Genomic DNA, 20,379 nt, shown 5'->3' with positions numbered 1-20,379 from the left:
CGGCCGCGGGGTCGGCCCAAGCACGACCGCATCCGCGCGATGCGCTTCGCGCTGTGGGCCCAGCACGTGCCCGTGCAGCTGCTGACCGTCAAGCAGATCTGCGGCCTGCTGGATCTCAACAAATCGGCCGCCGCGAAGTGGCGCCGGGACCTGCTGCAGGCGCTGAGCCCGGTGGAAATCGACGGTGTGCCGACCTTCATTACGCCCGATCCGCGCATCAGGCCCGAACCGCGAGAGCTTCCCCCTGCCAACACCGGCGGCAACCGGCCAGGCCTCAACCAAGGAAAAGACTGATGAACGCTCAACCCATTCCCGATGGCTACCGCGAGAACCGCGCCGGCCACATGGTGCCCGAGTCGCAGATCAAGGCGATCGACCTGGCGCGCGACACGCTGGTGCAGGAGAAGATCCAGTGCGCCCTGGCGCTGCGCGATGCGCTGCGCGCGTTCAAGCGCGGCGTCTTCGACGATATCGCCGCCTTCGTCCAACTGTCGGCCGAGCAGTACGGGGCGCGCATCGGCGGCGACAAGGGCAACGTGACCCTGCTGTCCTTCGACGGGCGCTACAAGGTGGTGCGTGCGATCCAGGACAGCATCACGTTCGACGAGCGCCTGCAGGCGGCCAAAGCGCTCATCGATGAGTGCCTCAACGACTGGACCGAAGGCGCGCGGGCCGAGCTGCGCACGCTGGTCAACAACGCGTTCCGGGTGGACCAGGACGGCAACATCAAGACCGGCGAGGTGCTGTCGCTGCGGCGCACCTGGTCCGACGCGGAAGCCGTTCGCCGCCTCGCCGCGAAGCTGGGCTATCGGCCCAGCGCTGACGTGGTGCGGCTGGAGGACCTGGGCGGCGGCCGCAGCCGCTGGAAGATCGTGGACGTGGAGGTGGGCGGTGCGTGACATCCTCCTGATCGTCTACGTCTGCAGCGTCGCGCTGGCGTTGGGCCGCGGCGCCTGCGTGCTCCACGGCGTGATCCAGGCCGACAGGCGCGCGCGCGAGGGGACGTTCTACCAGCCGAAGGCGACCCTGGGCCGCGCCCTGCAGCTGCTGCTGGTCGCCCCGCTGGTGCCAGTCGTCAACACGTGGGTTGCGTTCCTGCACCTGCTGCACCTGCTTGGCTGGTCCTGGGACGCCGTCGAGCGGTTCCTGCGCATTCCGCTGGTGCAGCCCGCCAAGAAGAAGGACGACTGACCATGTTTTTCCGCGCTCTGACCTTCTACCGCTTCCCGCGCAGCCTGGTCCTAGACCAGCTGGACGAAGGCGTGCGCGCCAACTGGCTCAAGCCAGTGGGTGCTCTGGAGTTCAGCTCGCGCGGGTTTACGTCGCCCCTCGGCCGGGACCAGGAGGCGCCGACGCATCAGTGCGGCGATGCGATCTGGCTGACCCTGTCCGGCGAGGACAAACTGCTACCACCGGCGGTGATCGACAAGGTGCTCAACGAGCGCCTGGAAGCGATCTATCGCCGCGAGGGGCGACGTCCGGGGGGCCGTGCGCGCAAGCGCCTGCGCGACGATGTCGTGGCCGAGCTGTTGCCCGGCGCGTTCGTCAAACCATCCCGCCTTGATGCGCTGCTGGACCGGCGCCAGGCCTACATCGCGGTGGACACCAGCAGCCGCCGTGCGGCCGAAGGCCTGGTGAGCGAGATCCGCAACGCGCTCGGCAGCTTTCCAGCGTTGCCGCTGAACTGCGAGATCGCGCCGCGCTCCGTGTTGACCGGCTGGCTCGCCGGCGACCCGATGCCCGAGGGCCTGGCGCTGGGCGAGGACTGCACGCTGGAAGATCCGATCGAGGGTGGCGGCACCGTGAAGTGCTACCGCCTCGAGCTGCGCGGGGAAGAGGTCGCCGAGCACCTCGAAGCCGGCCGCCAATGCACCAGGCTTGCGCTGGTGCTGGACGACCACGTCGCGTTCGACCTGGACGAAACGATGGTGGTGCGCAAGCTGCGGTTCCTGGATGGCGCGCTGGAGTCGCTGGAAAGCGCCGATGCGCAGAGCGCGCTGGCCGAGCTGGACGCTCGCTTCGCGCTGATGGCCGGCGAGCTGGCCAGGCTGTTCTCGGTGCTGGTGCAGGCTTTCAAGCTCTCGGAGGCTGCATGAGCAACCGGCATGCCATCGTCGAGCAGGGTTACGATCCGGACCCGCCCCGCTGCTTCACCTGCGTCTACTTCCAGCGCAGGTTCAACCGACGGCCGTCCATGCCGCATAAGACGGTGGAGCGCTGCACCTTCGGCGACTTCACTGTGACCCACCGGGGCGTCTGCGACGAGTGGCATGGCCGCGATGGAAGCCGGATCGCATCGCCGGAGGCCCCATGAAAATCCACGTAATCACTGCCGACGCGGCCCACGAGTGCAACACGCCGATCAGGGCATATGCTTCGCGTGAACGTGCCGATGCCTTCATGGAACGCGTGCGACAGCACGTCGCGCGCAAGCCAGTGTGCCCACCTGACACTGGGGACGAGGTCGCGGATACCGCTGCAGCCGAGGCCTGGTGGGAGCTCAACGAAGCCTGGATGAGGCGCCACCCTGCCGGACGGGATTGGGCCTATTACGGGAGCGATTTCACCATCCACACACTGGCGGTGATCCGGTGAGTCGCGACCTGATCTCGGCACGTGCGCGCCGGCGCTGGACTGCGGACGAGGACGAGACCCTGCGCATCAACTTCCCGATGTGGCCCGCGTTCCTGATCGCGCATCTGGTCGGGCACAGCGTGAGTTCGGTGTACCAGCGCGCCACGCGCCTGGGCATCGAGAAGCATCCCGACCACATGCGCAATCCGATGGCACACCTGTGGAACAACGTTCACCACCCGGCGGCGATCGCGTCGCGGTTCAAGCCCGGCCGGGTGCCGGCGAACAAGGGCGTGCGCCGGCCCGGCTTCGCGCCCGGGCGCATGGCGGAGACACAGTTCCGGAAGGGACGCCCGGCGTGCGAGGCCCACAACTACGTGCCTATCGGAACCGAGAAGATCGACCCGAAGCGCAACGCTCTGGTACGCAAGGTCACGGACGATCCATCGATCTTCCCGGTTCACCGCTGGCAGCCCGTCGCGAAAATCGTGTGGGAATCAGCGCATGGACCCGTGCCCAAGGGGCACGTGGTCCGCTTCCGCGATGGCATGAAGTCGCTGGTGGCCTCCGAGATCACGCTCGACTGCCTGGAGCTGGTGAGCCAGCGCGAGAACATGCTCCGCAACAGCTTCCACAACTACCCCGAGGAGGTGGCGCACGCCGTTCAACTGCGCAGTGTGCTGAGCCGAGTCATCAACCGACGCAAACGCGAGGACAGCCCCCATGAGTGACTACACGATCAACGATCTCCGCGGCGATCTCGCCGCGACGATCAAAGCCCTGCGAGAGGGCGACCCGAAGATGGACGTAGCCAAGGCCAAGGCCATCGGCGATTTAGCGCAGACCATGATCAACAGCGCCAAGGTCGAGGTGGACATGCTGCGCACGGTCGGCCGCGGCCGGATGAAGCCAACCGGCTTTGTCGCCCTGGACCACCAGGGCGACACCCTGGACCGCCAGGAAACCGGCGCCCCGCCGCTGCCGTCGGCCGCGGCGGGCGAGGGCCGCCGCAAGCCGCACATCCGCGATCCGATGGGCTCCGCGCCCAACGGAGGGCGCTGGTGATGGCTCGGCCGACCCGCCGCACCGAAGACCCCGAGAAGCTGCGCAGGCGGACGCTGGCGGCCATCCATGCCCAGGCGAAGGCCTTGGGCCTGGATGAGGACGTGTACCGCGATCTGGTCGCCCGCGTGAGCCGCGAGCACGGCCCCGAGCAACGCAGCGCGGGCAAGTGCAACCAGCGCCAGCTCAATGCGATCGCCAACGAGCTGCGCAAGCAGACGGGCAAACCCGCCAAGGCGGCCGAGGCGGCTCGACAGCGCGTCGGCAAGCCCCGGGGTGACCTGAGCCCGCAGCTCGGCAAGATCGAGGCCCTGCTGGCCGACGCGGGCCGCGAGTGGGAGTACGCCCACGCCCTGGCACGGCGCCTGTGTAAGGGCGTGGTGCGCCTGGAGTGGTGCTCGACCGACCAGCTGGCCAAGGTCATCGCCGCCCTGCAGATCGACGCCGATCGCCGGGCCCGCCGGAGCGCGCAGGCCCCCCAATGAAGCCGATGGAAGCCCGCCGCAACGAACTGCTGGCCAGCGTGGCGACGACCGCCGCCGAACAGGCGCGGTCGTTCGGCATGGCGGCCGACCAGGCCGAACAGCTGGGCGCGTCGGTCGCTGACGCCCTGGCCGAGGACTGGGGCGGCCAGAATATCTACGTGCCCAACCGGGCCGGTTTCCGCCTCTCGCCCAGGGACCGGGCTATCCTTGACGCCCACCGCAACGGCACTTCGGTCGCCAGCCTGGCCAAGGAGTACTCAATGTCCGAGCAAGGCATCCGCCAGCTCCTCCGCCGCGCCGCCCAGCGCGACTCGACCCTCGATCAGATGGCGTTGTTCGACCAGGGCGGCTGACTTCCCGGCCATTGCGCCAGCTGCAACGCGATTGCACAGGTCATCCGGAATTCACCGCTCTCTTCCGAGCTCTTCCGGCCATTTATCGCGCTGCTCCCCCTGATTTATCTCACTCCTGCACATTTGCGGTTGTTTTTTTGTGCCTGCGCCGAAACGGGCCGCGATCTGAGCCACCCCCCCCGGCCTCCCCCTGCTGCGCAAGGGGAGGGGCGGAGCCGTGGCAGCGTGTCGTCAGCGGGACGGTGCACCGCGGTCCGCGGCGCGGCCTGGGGGCGGACCTGGGCGATAATGCGGGTTCCCCTTCGCTGCGTGCCCGCCGCGCCCTGCCGCCTTCCATGTCGCTGAAGATCAATTCCCTGTGCGTCAACTGCGACGTCTGCGAGCCGGCCTGTCCCAATCAGGCCATCGCGATGGGCGAGGAGATCTATGTCATCGACCCGGCGCGCTGCACCGAATGCGTGGGCCATTTCGACGAGCCGCAGTGCGTGGTCGTGTGCCCGGTGGAGTGCATCGATCCCGACCCGGCGTATCCTGAAAGCCGGGAGGACCTGCTGGCCAAGCTCCAGCGCCTGCAGGGTGAATGATCCGATTCCTCAACCCTTTGGAGAGCGCGTGAAACGTTCGAGCCTGTTCGCCGTCGCCCTGACGGTCCTCTTGCCGGTCGCTGCCAGCGCGCAGCAGGCCACCCATCCTCCCGGCGCGGCGATCGCCTCGGGCCACAAGCTGGCTACCGAGGCCGGCCTGGAGATCATCCGCCAGGGCGGCAATGCCTTCGATGCGGCGGTGGCGGTGTCCTCCACGCTGGGCGTGGTCGAGCCGATCAGCTCGGGGCTGGGCGGCGGCGGCTTCTTCCTGCTCCACGATGCGACCACCGGCCAGGACACGATGATCGACGCGCGCGAGACCGCGCCCGAGTCGGCCTCGCCGGACAAGTACCTGGACAAGGACGGCAAGCTCGACCAGTCCAAGTCGATCAACGGCCCCTGGTCTGCCGGCATCCCCGGCCTGCCGGCGGCGCTGGTGGAACTGGCCGAGAAGCACGGCAAGCTGCCGCTCAAGCAGTCGCTGGCGCCGGCCATCCGCATCGCCACCGAGGGCTTCCCGGTCTATGACCGCATGGCCCGCGGCTATGCCCAGCGCGCCAAGGAGATGGAGAAGTACCCCGGCACGCGTGAGGTCTACCTGCGCGGCGGCAAGCCGATCCAGACCGGCGAGATCTTCAAGCAGCCCGAACTGGCCCACACCCTGACCCTGCTGGCCGAGAAGGGCCGCGACGGCTTCTACAAGGGCGAGACGGCCAAGAAGCTGCTGGCCGGGGTCAAGGCCGCCGGCGGCCAGTGGACGGCGCAGGAACTGGCCGGCTACCAGGTCAAGACGCGCGCGCCGATCCAGTTCGACTACAAGGGCTGGAAGATCACCACCGTGCCGCCGCCGTCCTCCGGCGGCATCGCGCTGGCCGAGATGCTGCAGATCGTCGAGGGCTACGACCTCAAGGCGATGGACCCGGCCCACCGCGCCCACCTGGTAGTCGAGGCCATGCGCCGGGCCTACCGCGACCGCACCTTCTTCCTGGGCGATCCGGACTTCACCACCATTCCGCAGAAGGTCCTGCTGAGCAAGGACTACGCGCTGGGGCTGCGTTCGACCATCAACCCGGACAAGGCCACGCCGAGCGATCTGCTCTCGGGCAACCCGACGCCGCTGGAAGACGACGAGACCACGCACTTCTCGATCATCGACGCCCAGGGCAACCGCGTCGGCGCGACCCAGACGGTCAACCTGCTGTACGGCTCGGGCCTGATCCCCAAGGGCACCGGCGTGCTGCTCAACGACGAGATGGACGACTTCGCGCTCAAGCCCGGCACGCCCAACGCCTTCGGCGTGATGGGCTACGAGGCCAACGCGCCCAAGCCGGGCAAGCGCCCGCTGAGCTCGATGACGCCCACCTTCATGGAAAACGCCGACAAGACCATCGTGCTCGGCACGCCGGGCGGCAGCCGCATCATCACCATGGTGCTGCTGGGCATCCTGGGCTACGACGATGGGCTGAGCGCGCAGCAGGTCGCCGCGCTGCCGCGCTACCACCACCAGTGGCTGCCGGACGTCATCGACGCCGAGACCGGCACCTTCTCGCCGGAGACGATCAAGGCGTTGGAGGCGATGGGCCACAAGGTCGAACAGCCCGGCGACGAGGCCGCCGGCGGTCGCGGCTCCAGCCACGTCTGGGGCAACCTGCAGACGGTGGAATGGGATCGCAAGACCAACACCCTCAGCGGCGGCAGCGATCCGCGCAATCCGGTCGGCGCCGCGGAGATCCTGACCACGACCACGCCCTGAAGATCGGCAACGTCGTGCGATGAGGAAGGCGACGCTGGTGCGTCGCCTTCTTCGCTTCCGGCGCGCGAGGCGCCGTGCAACACAGCCTTCGGGAGGAGGCAGGCATGAAACTCTGGTCGATCCTGGGCAATTCGCAGAAGCTCGATGGCGGGGCGATGTTCGGCAACGCGCCGCGCGCGCTGTGGGCGCGCTGGGTGGAGCCCGATGCGGGCAATCGCATCGCCCTGGCCTGCCGCGCGCTGCTGGTCGAGGACCTCGACGGCAGGACGGTGCTGTTCGAGACCGGCATCGGCGCGTTCTTCGAGCCGAAACTGCGCGAGCGCTACGGCGTGGTCGAGCCGGAGCATGTGCTGCTCGACTCCCTGGCGCGCGCAGGCTTCTCGCACGAGGACATCGACGTAGTGGTGCTGAGCCACCTGCACTTCGACCATGCCGGCGGTCTGCTGGCGCCGTGGCAGGAAGGCCAGGCACTGGCGCTGCTGTTTCCCAAGGCGACCTTCGTGGTCGGCGCGGCGCACTGGCAGCGGGCGCGGGCGCCGCATCCGCGCGACCGGGCCAGCTTCATCCCCGAGCTGCCCGGGCTGCTGGAGGCTAGCGGCCGGCTGGAGCTGGTGGAGGGCCCGCATGCGCGGGCGCTGGGAGAGACAGTGCGCTTCACCTTCAGCGACGGCCACACGCCGGGGCTGATGCTGTCGGAGATCGTCGGACCGCAGCGCGATGCGCAGGGGCAGGCGCACGGCGGGGTGGCGTTCTGCGCCGACCTGATCCCGGGGCACTTCTGGGTGCACGTGCCGATCACGATGGGCTACGACCGCAATGCCGAACTGCTGATCGACGAGAAGCGCGCTTTCCTGGACGATGCGCTGGCGCGCGGGGTGCGGCTGTTCTTCACCCACGACACCGACTGCGCCCTGGCCCAGGTCACCCGCGACCCGCAGGGCCGCTTCGGCACGACGCACGAGGTGGCCGAGCTCCACGCCAGGCCGCTGGCGGCCTGAGCCGCCAGCGGGCGCTCCCGGTGGGAGCCCCAGCTACATGGATGGGAGTTGTTTGGCCCCCACCTGTAGAGCGGAGCTCGCTCCGCTGGGGCCTTCCCCACGAGCCGAACGAAGAGCAGCGGAGTCCCCAAGAGGGGATTGCCACAAGCTCCGCTCTACAGGCGGGCCGCTGCGAGATTCGAGGAGACAGTTGCTCCCCCACTGAGTTCGCATCGTCCCTGCGATGGCCCGGACGATGCGCCTGCGGTGTCCGCGCCGCTTGTGCGCGAGCGCTCAGCTCTTCTTGAGACAGCTGGACATGAAGGTCTTGCGCGCGTCGCCGGCGAGCTTCTTGGCCGAGGCGTCGGCGTTGCAGGACTTCATGCGCTCCTGCGGCGTGGCGGCGGCAGCCGGCTTGGCGCTCAGGCAGGCCTTCTGCGCCGCCTTGTACTCCTCGCCCTTCTTGCCCTTGTTCTGGGCCGAGCACTCGGCCATACGGGTCTGGGAACTGGACTGCGCGGCAAGGGCGTTGGCGCTCACGGCGCCGGCCAGCAGCGCGCAGGCCAGCAGGATCGAACGGGTCATGGCGTAGCTCTCCGAAGGGAAGATGGGTGACGCGGGCGGATCCTACGCCCGGCCCCGGTGCCGATGTGTGGCAGCGCTGCGACATGGCGCAGCCTGGCTGAGCGGCATTCAGCCCCCACCTGTAGAGCGGAGCTTGCTCCGCCGGGGCTTTCCCCACGAACCGAACGAAGAGCAGCGGACTGTAGAGCGGAGCTTGCTCCGCTGGGGCTTTCCCCAGGAACCGAACGAAGAGCAGCGGACTGTAGAGCAGCTTGCTCCGCCGGGGCTTTCCCCACGAACCGAACGAAGAGCAGCGGAGCAAGCTCCGCTCTACAACGCGGCCGCGGCCTGATCGAGAGGGACAGTGGCTCCCACAGACCGTTCCAGCCTTCCTGGTCAGCCCACCCGCGTGCCGAAGATGCGGTCGCCGGCGTCGCCCAGGCCGGGCAGGATGTAGCCCTTCTCGTTGAGATGGTCGTCGATGGCGGCGGTGTAGACCTCCACGTCCGGGTGCGCGGCCTCCAGGGCCTTGAGGCCCTCGGGCGCGGCCACCAGGAAGATGCCCTTGATGCGGCGTGCGCCTGCGCGCTTGAGCATGTCGATGGTGGCGATCAGGGTGCCGCCGGTGGCCAGCATCGGGTCCAGGATCAGCGCATCGCGCTCCTCCAGGCGGCCGGTGAGGCGTTCGAAGTAGGGCACCGGCTGCAGGGTTTCCTCGTCGCGCTGCAGGCCGACCACGCTCACGCGTGCGGCCGGGATCAGCGCCAGCACGCCGGGCAGCATGCCCAGCCCCGCGCGCAGGATCGGCACCAGGGTGATCTTGGCGCCGGCGATCTTCTGCACCTCCACCGGGCCGGCCCAGCCCTGCATGGTCTCGGTCTCGGTGTGCAGGTCGGCGGTGGCCTCGTAGGCCAGCAGCGTGCCCAGTTCGGTGACCAGCTCGCGGAACCCCTTGGTGCTCAAGGACGCATCGCGCAGCAGGCCGATCTTGTGGCGGACCAGGGGGTGACGGACTTCGACGGTTTTCATGTCTGGCAGTGAGCGAAGGCGGGCGGACCAGTGTGCCGCATCGCCCGCGTGCCGGCCCAGTCGCGGGCGCGTCGGGGCCCCCAGGCGCTGGGTGCTGGAAGGTGACCGCTCCGTCACTTTGCCGCGTGTGTCACGGTGCGGAAATCTCGTCGCAATACCGTGCCGCCCCATCTTTGTTCGTTGGGGAACGACACACCGTGCTGACGCGCCATCGCCTTGCCTGCGCCATTTCGCTCACGCTGACCGCACTGGCGGCTCCGCCCGTGCTGGCCGGTCCCGCCGCCGACGCACCGGCCGCGGCCGCGCCTGCGGCCGATGCCACCACCCTGGACCGGCTTGTGGTGCGCCCACAGCTGGAGGCGCAGGTCCGCGCGATCGACCTCAAGCGCGACAGCAACGCCATCCTCGACGCGGTCGCCGCGGACGATGTGGGCGACTACCCCGATCAGAACGTGGCCGAGTCGGTCTCGCGCCTGCCCGGCGTCAGCGTGACGCGCGACCAGGGCGAGGGCCGCTACGTGGTCGTGCGCGGCCTGGACGCGGCGCTCAACAGCGTCACCATCGACGGCATCGCCATCGGCACGACCGAAAGCGACAACCGCGCCACGCCGCTGGACCTGATCCCGTCCGATTCGACCGAACGCCTGAAGGTGGTCAAGTCGCCGACGCCGGACATGCCGGGCGATTCGATCGGCGGGGCGATCGAGGTCGAATCGGCCTCGGCCTTCGACCGCGACGGCCGCAGCGTGCGCGGCAGGATCGAGGCCGACCACCAGCAGCTCAGCGGGCACACCAGCCCGCGGGCCGCCTTCAACTACAGCGAGCGCTTCGCCGATGACACCTTCGGCATGGCGCTGGGCCTGAACTACCAGGACCGCAAGTTCGAGTCGGACAACACCGAGGGCGAGTACGACGCGCTGGACAGCGGAGAACTGTTCATGGTCCAGCAGCAGCGGCGCAAGTACTTCATCGAGCGCAAGCGCTGGGGCGCCAACCTCAACCTGGACTGGCGCCCGGACGCGGACAACCGCTACTACTTGCGCACGCTTTACAGCGACTACCAGGACGCCGAGACCCGGCAGAACACCGTCATCGACTTCGACCCGGACACCGTCGTGGCCCGGGGCGACGGCACCTACCTGGCCCCGGTGGACGACCTGAGCAAGCGCGTGCGCTTCCGCACCAAGAAGGAGAACACCGCCGCCGCCAGCTTCGGCGGCGAGAACCGGCTGAGCGGCGCGGTGCTGGACTACCAGGTCGGCTACACCAAGACCGAGGAGCGCGTGCCCGACGAGCAGGAGGCCCGCTTCAAGATCACCAAGGCCGCCAAGAAGGGGCTGACGGCCAGCATCGACCAGACCGATCGCCTGCCGGAGATCGACTTCTCCAGCGAGCGCTGGGCCGACAACGCCAACTACGCCTTCAACAAGTGGGTGCTCTCGCCGGGCAGCACGGACGACAAGGAGGTCAGCGCCAAGATCAACGCGCGCTTCGACGGCGACCACGCCAGCTACAAGCTGGGCCTGCTGGGCCGGTTCCGCGACCGCGACGTGGACAAGAACGAGCCCGAGCTGTCCAAGGGCCCGGCCATCGACCCGACCACCTGGACGGTCGCCGCGCCCGAGCATCGTCACAACAGCCTGGGTCAGGCGCTGAGCTCCTCGGCCATGCGCGCCTACTGGGCGCAGAACGGCGCGCGCTACAGCGCCGCCGCCGGCGACGTGGCCAGCAACGCCGTCGCCGCGCTGGCCGAGGACTACACCTCCAGGGAAGACATCCTGGCCGCCTACGCCATGGGCACCTGGGACATCGGCGCGCTGCGCGCGATCGCCGGCGTGCGCGTGGAGAACACCAGCTTCACCGCCACCGGCAACAGCATCGAGATCCAGGACGACGGGTCCTTCAGCGCCACGCCGCTGAAGGCCCACCGCAGCTACACCAACGTGCTGCCGGGGCTGCACCTGCGCTGGGACGGCGGGGATGGCTGGACGCTGCGCGCGGCCTTGAACAAGACCGTCTCGCGGCCCGGGTTCGGCCAGATCGCGCCGCATGCGACCATCGACCGCGACGACGGGCGGGTCGAGCTGGGCAATCCCGACCTCGACCCTTACGAATCGACCAATCTGGACCTGTCCTTCGAGAAGTATCTGGGGCAGAGCGGCATCGTCTCGCTGGGCCTGTTCCGCAAGTGGATCGACGGCTATATCGTCGACACGGTCAGCAACAACGACCCGGCCTATGCCGGCTTCGACGTCACCCGCGCCATCAACGGCGACAACGCCAAGGTGCTGGGCGCCGAGTTCAACTACCAGCAGCAGCTCGACTTCCTGCCCGAGGGCTGGAACGGCTTGCTGGTCGGCGCCAGCGGCACCTGGCTGGATACCGATTTCGATCCCGGCGTGGCCACGCGCAAGGGTGAGGACTTCACGCTCCCGCGCGCATCCCGGCACGTGTACCGCGGCTACCTCGGCTACGAGAAGTACGGCGTGTCCGCGCGCGTGTCGGCGGTGTACCGCAGCGCGTACCTGGACGAGCTCGGCGCCTCGGCGCCGTACGACATCTACGTGGCGCCCAATACGCAGCTGGACTTCGGCCTGGACGTGCAGCTGAGCGACAGCGTGCAGCTGTTCTTCGATGCGTCCAATCTGCTGGACAAGCCGCTGGAGCGCTACCAGGGCGATCGCGCCCATACCCAGCAGTTCGAGGAATACGGCCTCAGCTTCGCGGTCGGCCTGAAGGTGAAGCTGTGATGGCCGCCGTCCGCCTGCCGCGAGGCGCGGCCGCGCTGGCGATCGCGTGCGCGCTGCTGTCGGCCTGCGATCGAGCGCCGGTCGCCGCGCCCGCGGCGTCCGCACCGCCAGCCACATCCGCGACCAGCGACCGCGAACCCGACGAAGCCGGCACCGGCGATCCACTGCTGGCCACGGCCCACGTGCCGCACCAGGTGGTGGCCGAGGCCTTCGTCACCGCCGCCACGCCGCAGGACAATCTGGATTCGCCGGCGGTGTGGGCCGCCCCGGATGGGGCGCGCTGGGTCATCACCACCGCCAAGAAGACGGGCGAGCTGGTGGTGTTCGATGGCGACACCGGCAAGCGTCTGCGCACCGTCGCCGGCAAGGGTGCCGCGCCGGGCCAGCTGGACCGGCCCAACGGCGTGTCGGTGGTGGGTGACCTGGCGCTGGTGGTCGAACGCGACAACCACCGCGTGCAGGCGTTCTCGCTGCCGGACTTCAAGTCGGTGGCGGTGTTCGGCAGCGAGGAGCTCAAGAAACCCTACGGTCTGTGGGCGCACGCCAGGGACGAAGGCATCGAGGTCATCGTCAGCGACAACTACATGCTGGGCGCCGACGAGGACACGGTGCCGCCGCTGGCGCAGCTGGGGCAGCGCTTCCGCCGCTACCAGCTCAGCCGCGAGGGCGGGCAGTGGCAGGCGACCCTGCGTCAGACCTTCGGCGACACCGCGCAGGAAGGCGCGATCCGCATCGCCGAGTCGGTCTATGGCGACGCGGACAACGACCGCCTGCTGCTGGCCGAGGAGGACGTACCGACCGGCACGCGCCTGCGCGAGTACCGGCTCTCCGATGGCACCTACACCGGCCGCGACATCGGCGCGGGCCTGTACAAGGCCCAGGCCGAGGGCATCGCGCTGCTGGCCTGCGCGGACGGCAGCGGCTACTGGATCGGCACCGACCAGTTCAAGGACCGCAGCCTGTTCCATGTGTTCGATCGCAGTACGCTGCGGCATCTGGGCGCCTTCGCCGGGAAGGTCACGGCCAACACCGACGGGGTGTGGATGGACGCGCGCGGCGACGCGCGCTTCCCGCAGGGCGCGTTCTATGCGCTGCACGACGACCAGGCGGTGGCGGCATTCGACTGGCGCGACGTCGCCAAGGCCCTGGCGCTGCCGGGCTGCAAGTCCTAGCTTCCTGTCGTACTGGCTTTCTTCGGAGTGGGCAGCGGTCCGGCGGGCGGTGGCCGCTTGTCCCTCAGTCAGGGCATCCTGCCCTGATTCGGGCGCTCGGCATCCTGCCTCGCTCGTCGCGGCCACCACCCGCCGGCCCGCTGCCGCGCGCGTCAGGTCAAGAGGCTTCGGGTCGCAAGTCGAAAGAGGCGCCGATCCATCCGTCCGTCGTTCGAGGTGGGTGGGCGAAGCCCGCTCACTAACCACTTGCTTCGGCGAAGAACCAAACAAGAAGGCCCGCTCGCGCGGGCCTTCCTGCTGCATGGGGCTGGGCGGATCAGGCCGCCTGCGCCTGCTGCTGACGCGATCCTTCGCGCAGGGCCTGGCCGACCATCGACACCAGCAGGTCCAACTCGTCGGCGTCGATGAGGAAGTGCGGGGTGAAGCGCAGCGAATTGGCGCCGCCGTGGATCACGTTGAGCCCGCGCATGCGCAGCGACTCCTCGATCGACCCGGCGCCATAGCACTTGAACTGCGGCGCCAGCTCGCACGAGAACAGCAGGCCGGTGCCCTGCACATTGGTGATCAGCCCGCCCAGCTCGGCCTTGAGCTGTTCCAGCTTGGCCACCGCCTGCGCGCCGCGGGTGCGGATGTTCTCGCGCACCTGCGGGGTGAGCAGGGCCAGCGTGGCGCAGGCGGTCTCCAGGGCGCGCGGATTGCTGGTCATGGTGTTGCCGTACACGCCCTTGCGATACAACCGGGCGGCGTGCTCGGTCACCGCCAGCACCGACAGCGGGTACTGGGCGGCGTTGAGCGCCTTGGAATAGGTCTCCATGTCCGGCGCCTCCAGGCCCTCGAAGCCCGGGTAGTCCACCACCGACAGCACGCCATGCGCGCGCAGACCGGCCTGGATCGAGTCGACCAGCAGCAGGCTGCCGTGGACGCGGGTGAGCTCGCGCGCGGCGGCGTAGAAGGCCGGCGGCAGCGCGCGGCCCGGGTCGCCTTCGCCCATCACCGGCTCCAGGAACACCGCCTCGATGAACCAGCCGTTGGCCTGCGCGTCGGCGAACACCTTGCGCAGCGCCGCCTCGTCGTAGGGCGGCACGGCGATCACCGAATCCTCGCCGCGATAGCTGGCCAGGTGCTGGGTATAGGTCTTGCGGCTGGAATCCGAATACAGCCCGGGCCGGTCTGTGCGGCCATGGAAGCTGCCCTTGACCACCACCCGCTTGAGCGCGGCGCCGGCATGGCGCGCGCCCGGGTCGGTCAGCAGCTTGGCGTTGATGTCGGCGATGCGCGCGGCCAGGCCGACCGACTCGGAGCCCGAGTTCAGGCACAGGAACTTCGCGTACGGGCAGCCGTCGGCGCGGGTGTGGCCGATCTCGGCGCGCAGGGCCGCATCGAAGCGCAGCTGCGACAGGCTGGGCGTCATGATGTTGGCCATCGCCTGCGGCTGGGCCATGGCCGCCAGTACTGCATCGGGCGTATGGCCGAAGCCGATCATGCCGTAGCCGCCGGCGTCGTAGAGCACCGCGCCCTTCAGCGTGACTACCCACGGCCCGCAGGCGGCCAGGGCGACATAGGGGTTGACCGCATCGTCGGCGTAGAAGTTGACGTAACCCTCCTGCACCCGCGCGACCTGTTCGGCCTCGTCCAGGTCCAGCAGCGCATCGAAGCTGTCCTCCAGCGCGGCGAACTGCGCGGCGGCCGCGGCGATGGCGCGGCCCAGGTCCGGATGGCCGGGCGCCAGTCGCGCCAGGGTGGCCTCGTCCAGGCCTTCGGTCAGGCGGGTGCCGGCGCGGGCGCGCAGCGGGGCGAGGGGAGCGGTCACGGACATCGGCAGGTCTCCTGGGGCGAACGGGCGGGCGTGGCGCAGCGCAGCAGGGCGAGGCGCCAGGGAAACACGGGGATGCCTGCATTATTGAAGCAACGACCGTCGATTCGACAGGTATGATCCTGGCGAATCCACCGGTTTTTTCGTCGTATCGACGAAGGGAGCTGCGCACAATGACGGTATCCGCCCCCGATCAGGCCCTGCTGGCCCTGTTGCGCGAGGACGCGCGCGCGCCGGTGGCCGAGCTGGCCCGCCGCCTGGGCGTGTCGCGCACCACCGCGCAGAGTCGGCTGGAACGGCTTGAGCGCCAGGGAGTGATCGCCGGCTATACCGTGCGCCTGCGCGATGATGTGGAACACGGCCACATCCGCGCCCACATCCTGATCACCGTGCGGCCCAAGCAGATGGTTGCCGTGACCAATGCGCTGCGCGCGATGGCCCAGGTGCGTGCCCTGCATTCGGTCAGCGGCCCGCACGATCTGATCGCCATCGGCATGGCGCCCACGGTAGGTGAGATGGACGAGCTCACCGACCGCATCGGCGCGATCGAGGGCGTCGAGCGCACCACCTCCTCGATCGTGCTGTCGACCAAGTTCGAGCGCTGAGGGGCTGGATTGCGGGCGCTTGCCGCGCGATTTCGTTTCGTTGCGCCACCCGCAGCGAGGCGACTCGACCGGATTGCGTTCGATCGCCCCGCCGCTTCTTGCACTGCATCCCGATTTGACAGGCCCGCCTGCGCTGGGGACCATTCCGGCAAGGCTTGCCGATTCCCCCGTGGAAGGACCCCATGACGCGCACCCAGCCCCGCTTGCTTGCCGCGCCCGCGCTGTTGTTTGCCCTGGCGGCCTGTTCTCCTTCAGATTCAAGGACCGATATGAATGCTGTGACCTCCTCGCCTGCCGAACACGGCGGCGCCGTCGCGTCCGCGCGCAACCCCGCGCCCAAGGATGCTTACCGCATCACCATGACCATCAAGGATGCGCCAGGTCCCTTCGCCTGGATGAAGGCGCTGGCGCAGTACGACGTGGTCAACAAGGAATGCCTGAGTCCGCCCAAGGACAACCCCGGCGGCCGCACCGCCCCGGTGCCGACCGACGACGTGGAGATCCCGCTGCAGAAGATCTCCGAAACCGAGTACGTGGGAACGGTCTACGCCGACCAGATGCTCGATCAGGACTACACGGGGCGCGGCGTCTGCCACTGGAAGCTGATCCAGTTCCGGGTGCATATGAAGGCCACTGGCGCGCACGCCGAGACGCTGTTCATTCCGAGCATTCCCGACGACAAGCTGTTGGCCGGCTCGCCCGAGAACGTGTACTTCAACAGGGTTACATACCCTGAAGCAGAGGGAGTCGAAGATTATCCTGATACGGGCGGTGGCCGATCGGACTATGGTCCGTCGGTTCAAGACCAGGATCTGTTCACGGTGACATTTACGCCAGTCAAGGATGACGCGAAATGAAGAAAATGCAGAGCCAGCAGTACGCCGATCTCGCGGATTTCAGCTACGGCCGAGATCAGAAGGGTAATGAGGAGATCGATATCGCCTCGCTGGTGGGTAAGTCGGTCACCATGCCGGATGGGACGAATTACAAGATACTGGCCTACGTCGACAAGCCATCGGGCTATCAAGGCACCATCTTCCAGCGGGAAGATACGCACGAAATCATCGTGGCGCATCGCGGAACCGAGTTCACGCGGGAGCCGCTCAGAGATGGCCTGCTAACTGACGGCGGCATGGTCTTCGGCCGGGTGAACCAGCAGGCTGCCGACGCGATCGCATTGACGGGCAGGGCGCTCGACCTTGCCGAGGTGGATGCGAAGAAACGCCACGAAAAGGCGCCCGAAGTCACCGTCACGGGCCACTCCCTCGGCGGCACGCTCGCGCAGATCACCGCGCACCACTTCGATCTGCGCGGCGAGGCCTTCAACCCCTATGGCGCCGCAAGCCTGGGACTGCGGATTCCCGAGGAAGCCACGCCGAAGTTCATCAATCACGTCATGGCGGCCGATGTGGTCAGTTCGGCCAGTCCGCACTACGGGCGGGTCCGCGTCTATGCGAAGGCCTCGGAGATCACGCAGTTGCGCGTATCCGGCTATCGGGATGGCGTCATCGCCGATGCGCTGACGCCTGACAACCCGATCGCGGCGTCGGTGAATACCTCGCACATGATGCACAACTTCCTCAACGTCGATGGCAACTACAAGCCCGACGTGTCGGCGCTGAGCGATCCGGCAGCGCGGACGCGGGCGCGCGAACACGAGCACATGATCGAAAGCTACCGGAGCGATGTCCGGGCGATTCGCCGCGGCGCGAGCGCGTTGGGCGATGCAGGCGAAATGCTCCGAGGCCCCGGTCCGGCCGTCGACCGGATCCGCGAACTCATCGAGCCGTCCCTGCCCGCGGGCGAGCCCGCGCGCCGGGAGCAGCATCGCCAGCACGGCGCCTCGCTCGCGCCTGGCGCGGTGCCGCCGCCCGACATGCGTGACCCGGGCCACCCGGCCAACGGCCGCTACCAGCAGGCCTACGCCGGGGTCGCGCGGATCGATCAGGGCATGGGGCGCGCGCCCGATGGCAGCAGCGAGCGCCTGGCCGCGGCGCTGACCGCCGCCAGCCCGCATCTGTCCTCGATCGATCGGGTGGGCCTGAGCCCGGACGGCAGCCGCGCCTTCGCCGTGGAGGCCTCCAATGGCCCGGCCGAAGCCCGGCAGCGGGCGCAGGTGGAGGTGGCCAGCGCCGTGCAGCGCCCGGTCGAGGCCAGCACCGCGCAATGGCAGCTCGCCACCGACCAGCTCGCCCAGTCGCACGCGCGCCAGCAGGCGCAGGAGCGCGCCAATCCGGTGGTCCAGGGCCCGGTGATGGGTTGAGCGCGTCCGGCGCGGGCGCCCCCTTCGCAGGGGCGAGCCTGCGCCACGGCGGGGCCGGCCTCGCCGGCCCGCTAGAATACGCGGCTGACCCGACACCGACTGCCCGCGTTGAAGAAGTCCGATTTCCACTATGACCTGCCGCCCGAGCTGATCGCCCAGGCGCCGCTGCCCGAGCGTTCCGCCAGCCGTCTGCTGATCGTCCCGCCAGGCGATGCGCCGCTGGCCGACCTGCACGTGCGCGATTTGCCGGAGCAGCTGCGCGCCGGCGACCTGCTGGTATTCAACGACACGCGCGTCATCCCGGCGCGGCTGTTCGGCCAGAAGGACACCGGCGGATGGGTCGAGATCCTGATCGAGCGTCTGCTGCCCGACAACCGCGCCCATGCGCAGATCGGCGCCAGCAAGTCGCCCAAGCCGGGCGGCCGCATCGCGCTGGACGCCGGCGGCCATTGCGAGGTGCTGGGCCGCGAGGGCGAGTTCTACGAGCTGCGCTTCGAGGTCGGCGATGCGCTGGACAGCTGGCTGCTCAAGGCCGGGCGCATGCCGCTGCCGCCGTACATCACCCGCGAGCCGGGCCAGGACGACGACGAGCGCTACCAGACCGTGTTCGCGCGCGAACTGGGCGCGGTCGCCGCGCCGACCGCCGGCCTGCATTTCGATGAAGCGCTGCTGGAACGGCTGAAGGCCCAGGGCGTGCAGTTCGGCCACATCACCCTGCATGTGGGCGCGGGCACCTTCCAGGCCATGCGCGTTGACGACGTGCGCGAGCACCGCATGCACAGCGAATGGCTCAACGTCGGCGCCGAACTGGTGCAGCAGATCCGCCGCACCCGCGCCGCCGGCGGCCGGGTGATCGCGGTCGGCACCACGGTCGTGCGCGCGCTGGAAAGCGCCACCCGCGAGGGCCAGCTGCAGCCCTTCGCTGGCGAGACGCGCATCTTCATTTTCCCCGGCTATCGCATCACCAGCGTCGATGCGCTGATCACCAACTTCCATCTGCCCGAGAGCACGCTGCTGATGCTGGTCTCGGCCTTCGCCGGCAAGGCGCGCATCCTGCAGGCCTACCGGCATGCGGTGGCGCAGGGCTACCGGTTCTTCTCTTACGGCGATGCGATGCTGCTGTTCCCGCAGGCGCAGGAGGCGTCAGCATGAGCCGCATGGACTTCACGCTCAAGGCCACCGACGGCAATGCCCGGCGCGGCCAGCTGAGCTTTCCGCGCGGCACGGTGCGGACCCCGGCGTTCATGCCGGTGGGCACCTATGGCTCGGTCAAGGGCGTGTTCCCCGAGCACATCAAGGACCTGGGCGCCGAGATCATCCTGGGCAACACCTTCCACCTGTACCTGCGCCCGGGCCTGGAGGTCATCGGCCAGCACGGTGGCCTGCATGGCTTTGCGCGCTGGGACAGGCCGATCCTGACCGACTCGGGCGGCTTCCAGGTGTTCTCGCTGGCGCACCGGCGCAAGATCACCGAGGCGGGGGTGACCTTCGCCTCGCCGACCGACGGCGCCAAGGTGTTCCTGGGCCCGGAGGAGAGCATGAAGATCCAGCGCGTGCTCGACTCGGACATCGTGATGATCTTCGACGAGTGCCCGCCGGTGAACGTGGACGGCAAGCCGGTCGACAAGCGGGTGGTGCACAAGTCGATGGAGCTGTCCCTGCGCTGGGCGCGGCGCTCGCGGCAGGCTCACGATGGGCTGGGCAACGACGCGGCGCTGTTCGGCATCGTCCAGGGCGGCGTGCACGGCGATCTGCGCTCGCAGTCGGCCCAGGGGCTGCAGGACATCGGCTTCGACGGCTATGCCATCGGCGGGCTCGCGGTGGGCGAGACCGAAGACGAGCGCAACGCCATGCTCGACCATCTGCATCCGCAGCTGCCGGGCGACAAGCCACGCTATCTGATGGGCGTGGGTAGGCCCGAGGATCTGGTCGAGGGCGTGGCGCGCGGGGTGGACATGTTCGACTGCGTCATGCCGACCCGCAACGCGCGCAACGGGCACTACTTCACCCGTTTCGGCACGGTGCGCATCCGCAACAGCAAGTACGAGCACGACCTGGACGTGATCGAGCCGGGCTGCGGCTGCTACGCCTGCCGCAACGGCTTCACCCGCAGCTACCTGCGCCACCTGGACCGCTGCAACGAGATGCTCGGGCCAATGCTCGGCACCCTGCACAACCTGTGGTACTACCAGTGGCTCATGGCGCAGATGCGCCAGGCCATCGAGCAGGGGCGGTTCCAGGCCTTCCGCGCCGCGTTCTATGCGGAGCGCGGGATGGCCGTGCCGGGGTGACCGGATTGTCACCGCGCACGCCGGGGAAACTTTTGCCCGCCGGCGCTGTCCGATCAGGGCACGATGCGGGGAATTGGGGTGAATCGCACGCACGCGGGCCTTGC

Annotated in this window: 22 protein-coding genes and 1 pseudogene; 20 read left to right on the top strand and 3 right to left on the bottom strand. The window is 68.8% G+C overall.

The annotated features are described in order from the left end of the window. The first annotated feature begins 39 nt into the window (after nucleotides 1–39). From EAT51_RS15185 to EAT51_RS15125, 13 genes and pseudogenes are all read left to right on the top strand, one after another. A complete protein-coding gene (locus tag EAT51_RS15185; RefSeq protein ID WP_130521149.1) occupies nucleotides 40–294 on the top strand; it encodes a hypothetical protein in 255 nt (84 codons plus the stop codon). After that, nucleotides 294–899, top strand: coding sequence for a DUF3164 family protein (locus EAT51_RS15180; protein ID WP_130561795.1), 606 nt, complete (start codon nucleotides 294–296; stop codon nucleotides 897–899). The genes EAT51_RS15185 and EAT51_RS15180 overlap by 1 nt, the downstream gene beginning before the upstream one ends. Continuing rightward, nucleotides 892–1,191, top strand: coding sequence for a hypothetical protein (locus tag EAT51_RS15175; protein WP_130561794.1), 300 nt, complete (start codon nucleotides 892–894; stop codon nucleotides 1,189–1,191). The genes EAT51_RS15180 and EAT51_RS15175 overlap by 8 nt, the downstream gene beginning before the upstream one ends. Nucleotides 1,192–1,193: 2 nt before the next feature. Beyond that, nucleotides 1,194–2,096 (top strand): recombination-associated protein RdgC, encoded by a 903-nt coding sequence (locus EAT51_RS15170; RefSeq protein WP_130561793.1) that lies wholly within the window; start codon nucleotides 1,194–1,196, stop codon nucleotides 2,094–2,096. Beyond that, on the top strand, nucleotides 2,093–2,314 hold the full coding sequence (locus tag EAT51_RS15165; RefSeq protein WP_130561792.1) for a hypothetical protein: 222 nt from the start codon (nucleotides 2,093–2,095) through the stop codon (nucleotides 2,312–2,314). Before EAT51_RS15170 ends, EAT51_RS15165 begins: the two co-directional genes overlap by 4 nt. Beyond that, nucleotides 2,311–2,595 carry a hypothetical protein gene (locus EAT51_RS15160; protein ID WP_130561791.1) on the top strand — a complete coding sequence of 95 codons (285 nt, stop codon included), beginning with the start codon at nucleotides 2,311–2,313 and terminating at the stop codon, nucleotides 2,593–2,595. The genes EAT51_RS15165 and EAT51_RS15160 overlap by 4 nt, the downstream gene beginning before the upstream one ends. After that, complete coding sequence (locus EAT51_RS15155) at nucleotides 2,592–3,305, top strand: HNH endonuclease (RefSeq protein ID WP_228257954.1); 714 nt, start codon at nucleotides 2,592–2,594, stop codon at nucleotides 3,303–3,305. The genes EAT51_RS15160 and EAT51_RS15155 overlap by 4 nt, the downstream gene beginning before the upstream one ends. Continuing rightward, nucleotides 3,298–3,639, top strand: coding sequence for a hypothetical protein (locus EAT51_RS15150; protein ID WP_130521139.1), 342 nt, complete (start codon nucleotides 3,298–3,300; stop codon nucleotides 3,637–3,639). The genes EAT51_RS15155 and EAT51_RS15150 overlap by 8 nt, the downstream gene beginning before the upstream one ends. Next, nucleotides 3,639–4,121, top strand: coding sequence for a regulatory protein GemA (locus EAT51_RS15145; RefSeq protein ID WP_130521137.1), 483 nt, complete (start codon nucleotides 3,639–3,641; stop codon nucleotides 4,119–4,121). Before EAT51_RS15150 ends, EAT51_RS15145 begins: the two co-directional genes overlap by 1 nt. 5 nt (nucleotides 4,122–4,126) lie before the next feature. Further along, complete coding sequence (locus tag EAT51_RS15140; RefSeq protein ID WP_165422519.1) at nucleotides 4,127–4,474, top strand: Mor transcription activator family protein; 348 nt, start codon at nucleotides 4,127–4,129, stop codon at nucleotides 4,472–4,474. 335 nt (nucleotides 4,475–4,809) lie between these two features. Next, a complete protein-coding gene (locus EAT51_RS15135; protein WP_130521133.1) occupies nucleotides 4,810–5,058 on the top strand; it encodes a YfhL family 4Fe-4S dicluster ferredoxin in 249 nt (82 codons plus the stop codon). A gap of 94 nt (nucleotides 5,059–5,152) precedes the next feature. Further along, nucleotides 5,153–6,811: pseudogene (gene ggt / locus EAT51_RS15130) on the top strand (gamma-glutamyltransferase); the annotation flags it as partial. Nucleotides 6,812–6,915: 104 nt separating this feature from the next. Beyond that, nucleotides 6,916–7,809: an MBL fold metallo-hydrolase gene (locus EAT51_RS15125; RefSeq protein ID WP_130521129.1), complete on the top strand. Its 894-nt coding sequence runs from the start codon at nucleotides 6,916–6,918 to the stop codon at nucleotides 7,807–7,809. A gap of 273 nt (nucleotides 7,810–8,082) precedes the next feature. Here EAT51_RS15125 and EAT51_RS15120 read toward each other — a convergent pair whose 3' ends face one another. Further along, entirely contained in the window at nucleotides 8,083–8,373 is a 291-nt protein-coding gene (locus tag EAT51_RS15120; protein ID WP_130521127.1) for a PsiF family protein, read from the bottom strand. 375 nt (nucleotides 8,374–8,748) lie between these two features. Further along, nucleotides 8,749–9,381: a uracil phosphoribosyltransferase gene (gene upp, locus EAT51_RS15115; RefSeq protein WP_130521125.1), complete on the bottom strand. Its 633-nt coding sequence runs from the start codon at nucleotides 9,379–9,381 to the stop codon at nucleotides 8,749–8,751. Nucleotides 9,382–9,578: 197 nt separating this feature from the next. Between upp and EAT51_RS15110 the strand changes: the two genes are divergently transcribed. Together EAT51_RS15110 and EAT51_RS15105 are read left to right on the top strand one after the other, a co-directional pair. Further along, nucleotides 9,579–12,131 (top strand): TonB-dependent receptor, encoded by a 2,553-nt coding sequence (locus EAT51_RS15110; RefSeq protein WP_425478247.1) that lies wholly within the window; start codon nucleotides 9,579–9,581, stop codon nucleotides 12,129–12,131. Further along, nucleotides 12,131–13,303 carry an NHL repeat-containing protein gene (locus EAT51_RS15105; RefSeq protein WP_228257953.1) on the top strand — a complete coding sequence of 391 codons (1,173 nt, stop codon included), beginning with the start codon at nucleotides 12,131–12,133 and terminating at the stop codon, nucleotides 13,301–13,303. The genes EAT51_RS15110 and EAT51_RS15105 overlap by 1 nt, the downstream gene beginning before the upstream one ends. A gap of 316 nt (nucleotides 13,304–13,619) precedes the next feature. Here EAT51_RS15105 and EAT51_RS15100 read toward each other — a convergent pair whose 3' ends face one another. Then, nucleotides 13,620–15,119 (bottom strand): aminotransferase class III-fold pyridoxal phosphate-dependent enzyme, encoded by a 1,500-nt coding sequence (locus tag EAT51_RS15100; RefSeq protein ID WP_130561790.1) that lies wholly within the window; start codon nucleotides 15,117–15,119, stop codon nucleotides 13,620–13,622. A 170-nt stretch (nucleotides 15,120–15,289) separates the two neighbouring features. On the opposite strand from EAT51_RS15100, the gene EAT51_RS15095 reads away from it, so the two are divergent. From EAT51_RS15095 to tgt, 5 genes are all read left to right on the top strand, one after another. After that, nucleotides 15,290–15,721: an Lrp/AsnC family transcriptional regulator gene (locus EAT51_RS15095; protein WP_130521121.1), complete on the top strand. Its 432-nt coding sequence runs from the start codon at nucleotides 15,290–15,292 to the stop codon at nucleotides 15,719–15,721. 182 nt (nucleotides 15,722–15,903) lie between these two features. Next, nucleotides 15,904–16,578, top strand: coding sequence for a hypothetical protein (locus tag EAT51_RS15090; RefSeq protein ID WP_130561789.1), 675 nt, complete (start codon nucleotides 15,904–15,906; stop codon nucleotides 16,576–16,578). After that, nucleotides 16,575–17,984 (top strand): XVIPCD domain-containing protein, encoded by a 1,410-nt coding sequence (locus tag EAT51_RS15085; protein WP_130561788.1) that lies wholly within the window; start codon nucleotides 16,575–16,577, stop codon nucleotides 17,982–17,984. The genes EAT51_RS15090 and EAT51_RS15085 overlap by 4 nt, the downstream gene beginning before the upstream one ends. A gap of 108 nt (nucleotides 17,985–18,092) precedes the next feature. Beyond that, the gene (gene queA / locus EAT51_RS15080; protein ID WP_130561787.1) at nucleotides 18,093–19,136 is read left to right on the top strand and encodes a tRNA preQ1(34) S-adenosylmethionine ribosyltransferase-isomerase QueA; all 1,044 of its coding nucleotides are present in this window, start codon (nucleotides 18,093–18,095) and stop codon (nucleotides 19,134–19,136) included. Beyond that, nucleotides 19,133–20,275: a tRNA guanosine(34) transglycosylase Tgt gene (tgt, locus tag EAT51_RS15075; protein ID WP_130561786.1), complete on the top strand. Its 1,143-nt coding sequence runs from the start codon at nucleotides 19,133–19,135 to the stop codon at nucleotides 20,273–20,275. Before queA ends, tgt begins: the two co-directional genes overlap by 4 nt. The last annotated feature ends 104 nt before the right edge of the window (nucleotides 20,276–20,379 follow it).

Origin of the sequence: Pseudoxanthomonas winnipegensis (assembly GCF_004283755.1) — a bacterium.
In the GTDB taxonomy this organism is placed as follows: Bacteria; Pseudomonadota; Gammaproteobacteria; order Xanthomonadales; family Xanthomonadaceae; genus Pseudoxanthomonas_A; species Pseudoxanthomonas_A winnipegensis.
The sequence above is the reverse complement of the archived record's forward strand: the minus strand, read 5'-3'. Positions and strand labels throughout refer to the sequence as shown.

Excerpts from the sequence above, each read along its gene's own strand:
- EAT51_RS15185 (WP_130521149.1), top strand. The coding sequence starts at position 40 with ATGCGCTTCGCGCTGTGGGCCCAGCACGTGCCCGTGCAGCTGCTGACC.
- EAT51_RS15180 (WP_130561795.1), top strand. The coding sequence starts at position 294 with ATGAACGCTCAACCCATTCCCGATGGCTACCGCGAGAACCGCGCCGGC.
- EAT51_RS15170 (WP_130561793.1), top strand. The coding sequence starts at position 1,194 with ATGTTTTTCCGCGCTCTGACCTTCTACCGCTTCCCGCGCAGCCTGGTC.
- EAT51_RS15165 (WP_130561792.1), top strand. The coding sequence starts at position 2,093 with ATGAGCAACCGGCATGCCATCGTCGAGCAGGGTTACGATCCGGACCCG.
- EAT51_RS15160 (WP_130561791.1), top strand. The coding sequence starts at position 2,311 with ATGAAAATCCACGTAATCACTGCCGACGCGGCCCACGAGTGCAACACG.
- EAT51_RS15150 (WP_130521139.1), top strand. The coding sequence starts at position 3,298 with ATGAGTGACTACACGATCAACGATCTCCGCGGCGATCTCGCCGCGACG.
- EAT51_RS15145 (WP_130521137.1), top strand. The coding sequence starts at position 3,639 with ATGGCTCGGCCGACCCGCCGCACCGAAGACCCCGAGAAGCTGCGCAGG.
- EAT51_RS15140 (WP_165422519.1), top strand. The coding sequence starts at position 4,127 with ATGGAAGCCCGCCGCAACGAACTGCTGGCCAGCGTGGCGACGACCGCC.
- EAT51_RS15135 (WP_130521133.1), top strand. The coding sequence starts at position 4,810 with ATGTCGCTGAAGATCAATTCCCTGTGCGTCAACTGCGACGTCTGCGAG.
- EAT51_RS15125 (WP_130521129.1), top strand. The coding sequence starts at position 6,916 with ATGAAACTCTGGTCGATCCTGGGCAATTCGCAGAAGCTCGATGGCGGG.
- EAT51_RS15120 (WP_130521127.1), bottom strand. The coding sequence starts at position 8,373 with ATGACCCGTTCGATCCTGCTGGCCTGCGCGCTGCTGGCCGGCGCCGTG.
- upp (WP_130521125.1), bottom strand. The coding sequence starts at position 9,381 with ATGAAAACCGTCGAAGTCCGTCACCCCCTGGTCCGCCACAAGATCGGC.
- EAT51_RS15105 (WP_228257953.1), top strand. The coding sequence starts at position 12,131 with ATGGCCGCCGTCCGCCTGCCGCGAGGCGCGGCCGCGCTGGCGATCGCG.
- EAT51_RS15100 (WP_130561790.1), bottom strand. The coding sequence starts at position 15,119 with ATGTCCGTGACCGCTCCCCTCGCCCCGCTGCGCGCCCGCGCCGGCACC.
- EAT51_RS15095 (WP_130521121.1), top strand. The coding sequence starts at position 15,290 with ATGACGGTATCCGCCCCCGATCAGGCCCTGCTGGCCCTGTTGCGCGAG.
- EAT51_RS15090 (WP_130561789.1), top strand. The coding sequence starts at position 15,904 with ATGACGCGCACCCAGCCCCGCTTGCTTGCCGCGCCCGCGCTGTTGTTT.
- EAT51_RS15085 (WP_130561788.1), top strand. The coding sequence starts at position 16,575 with ATGAAGAAAATGCAGAGCCAGCAGTACGCCGATCTCGCGGATTTCAGC.
- tgt (WP_130561786.1), top strand. The coding sequence starts at position 19,133 with ATGAGCCGCATGGACTTCACGCTCAAGGCCACCGACGGCAATGCCCGG.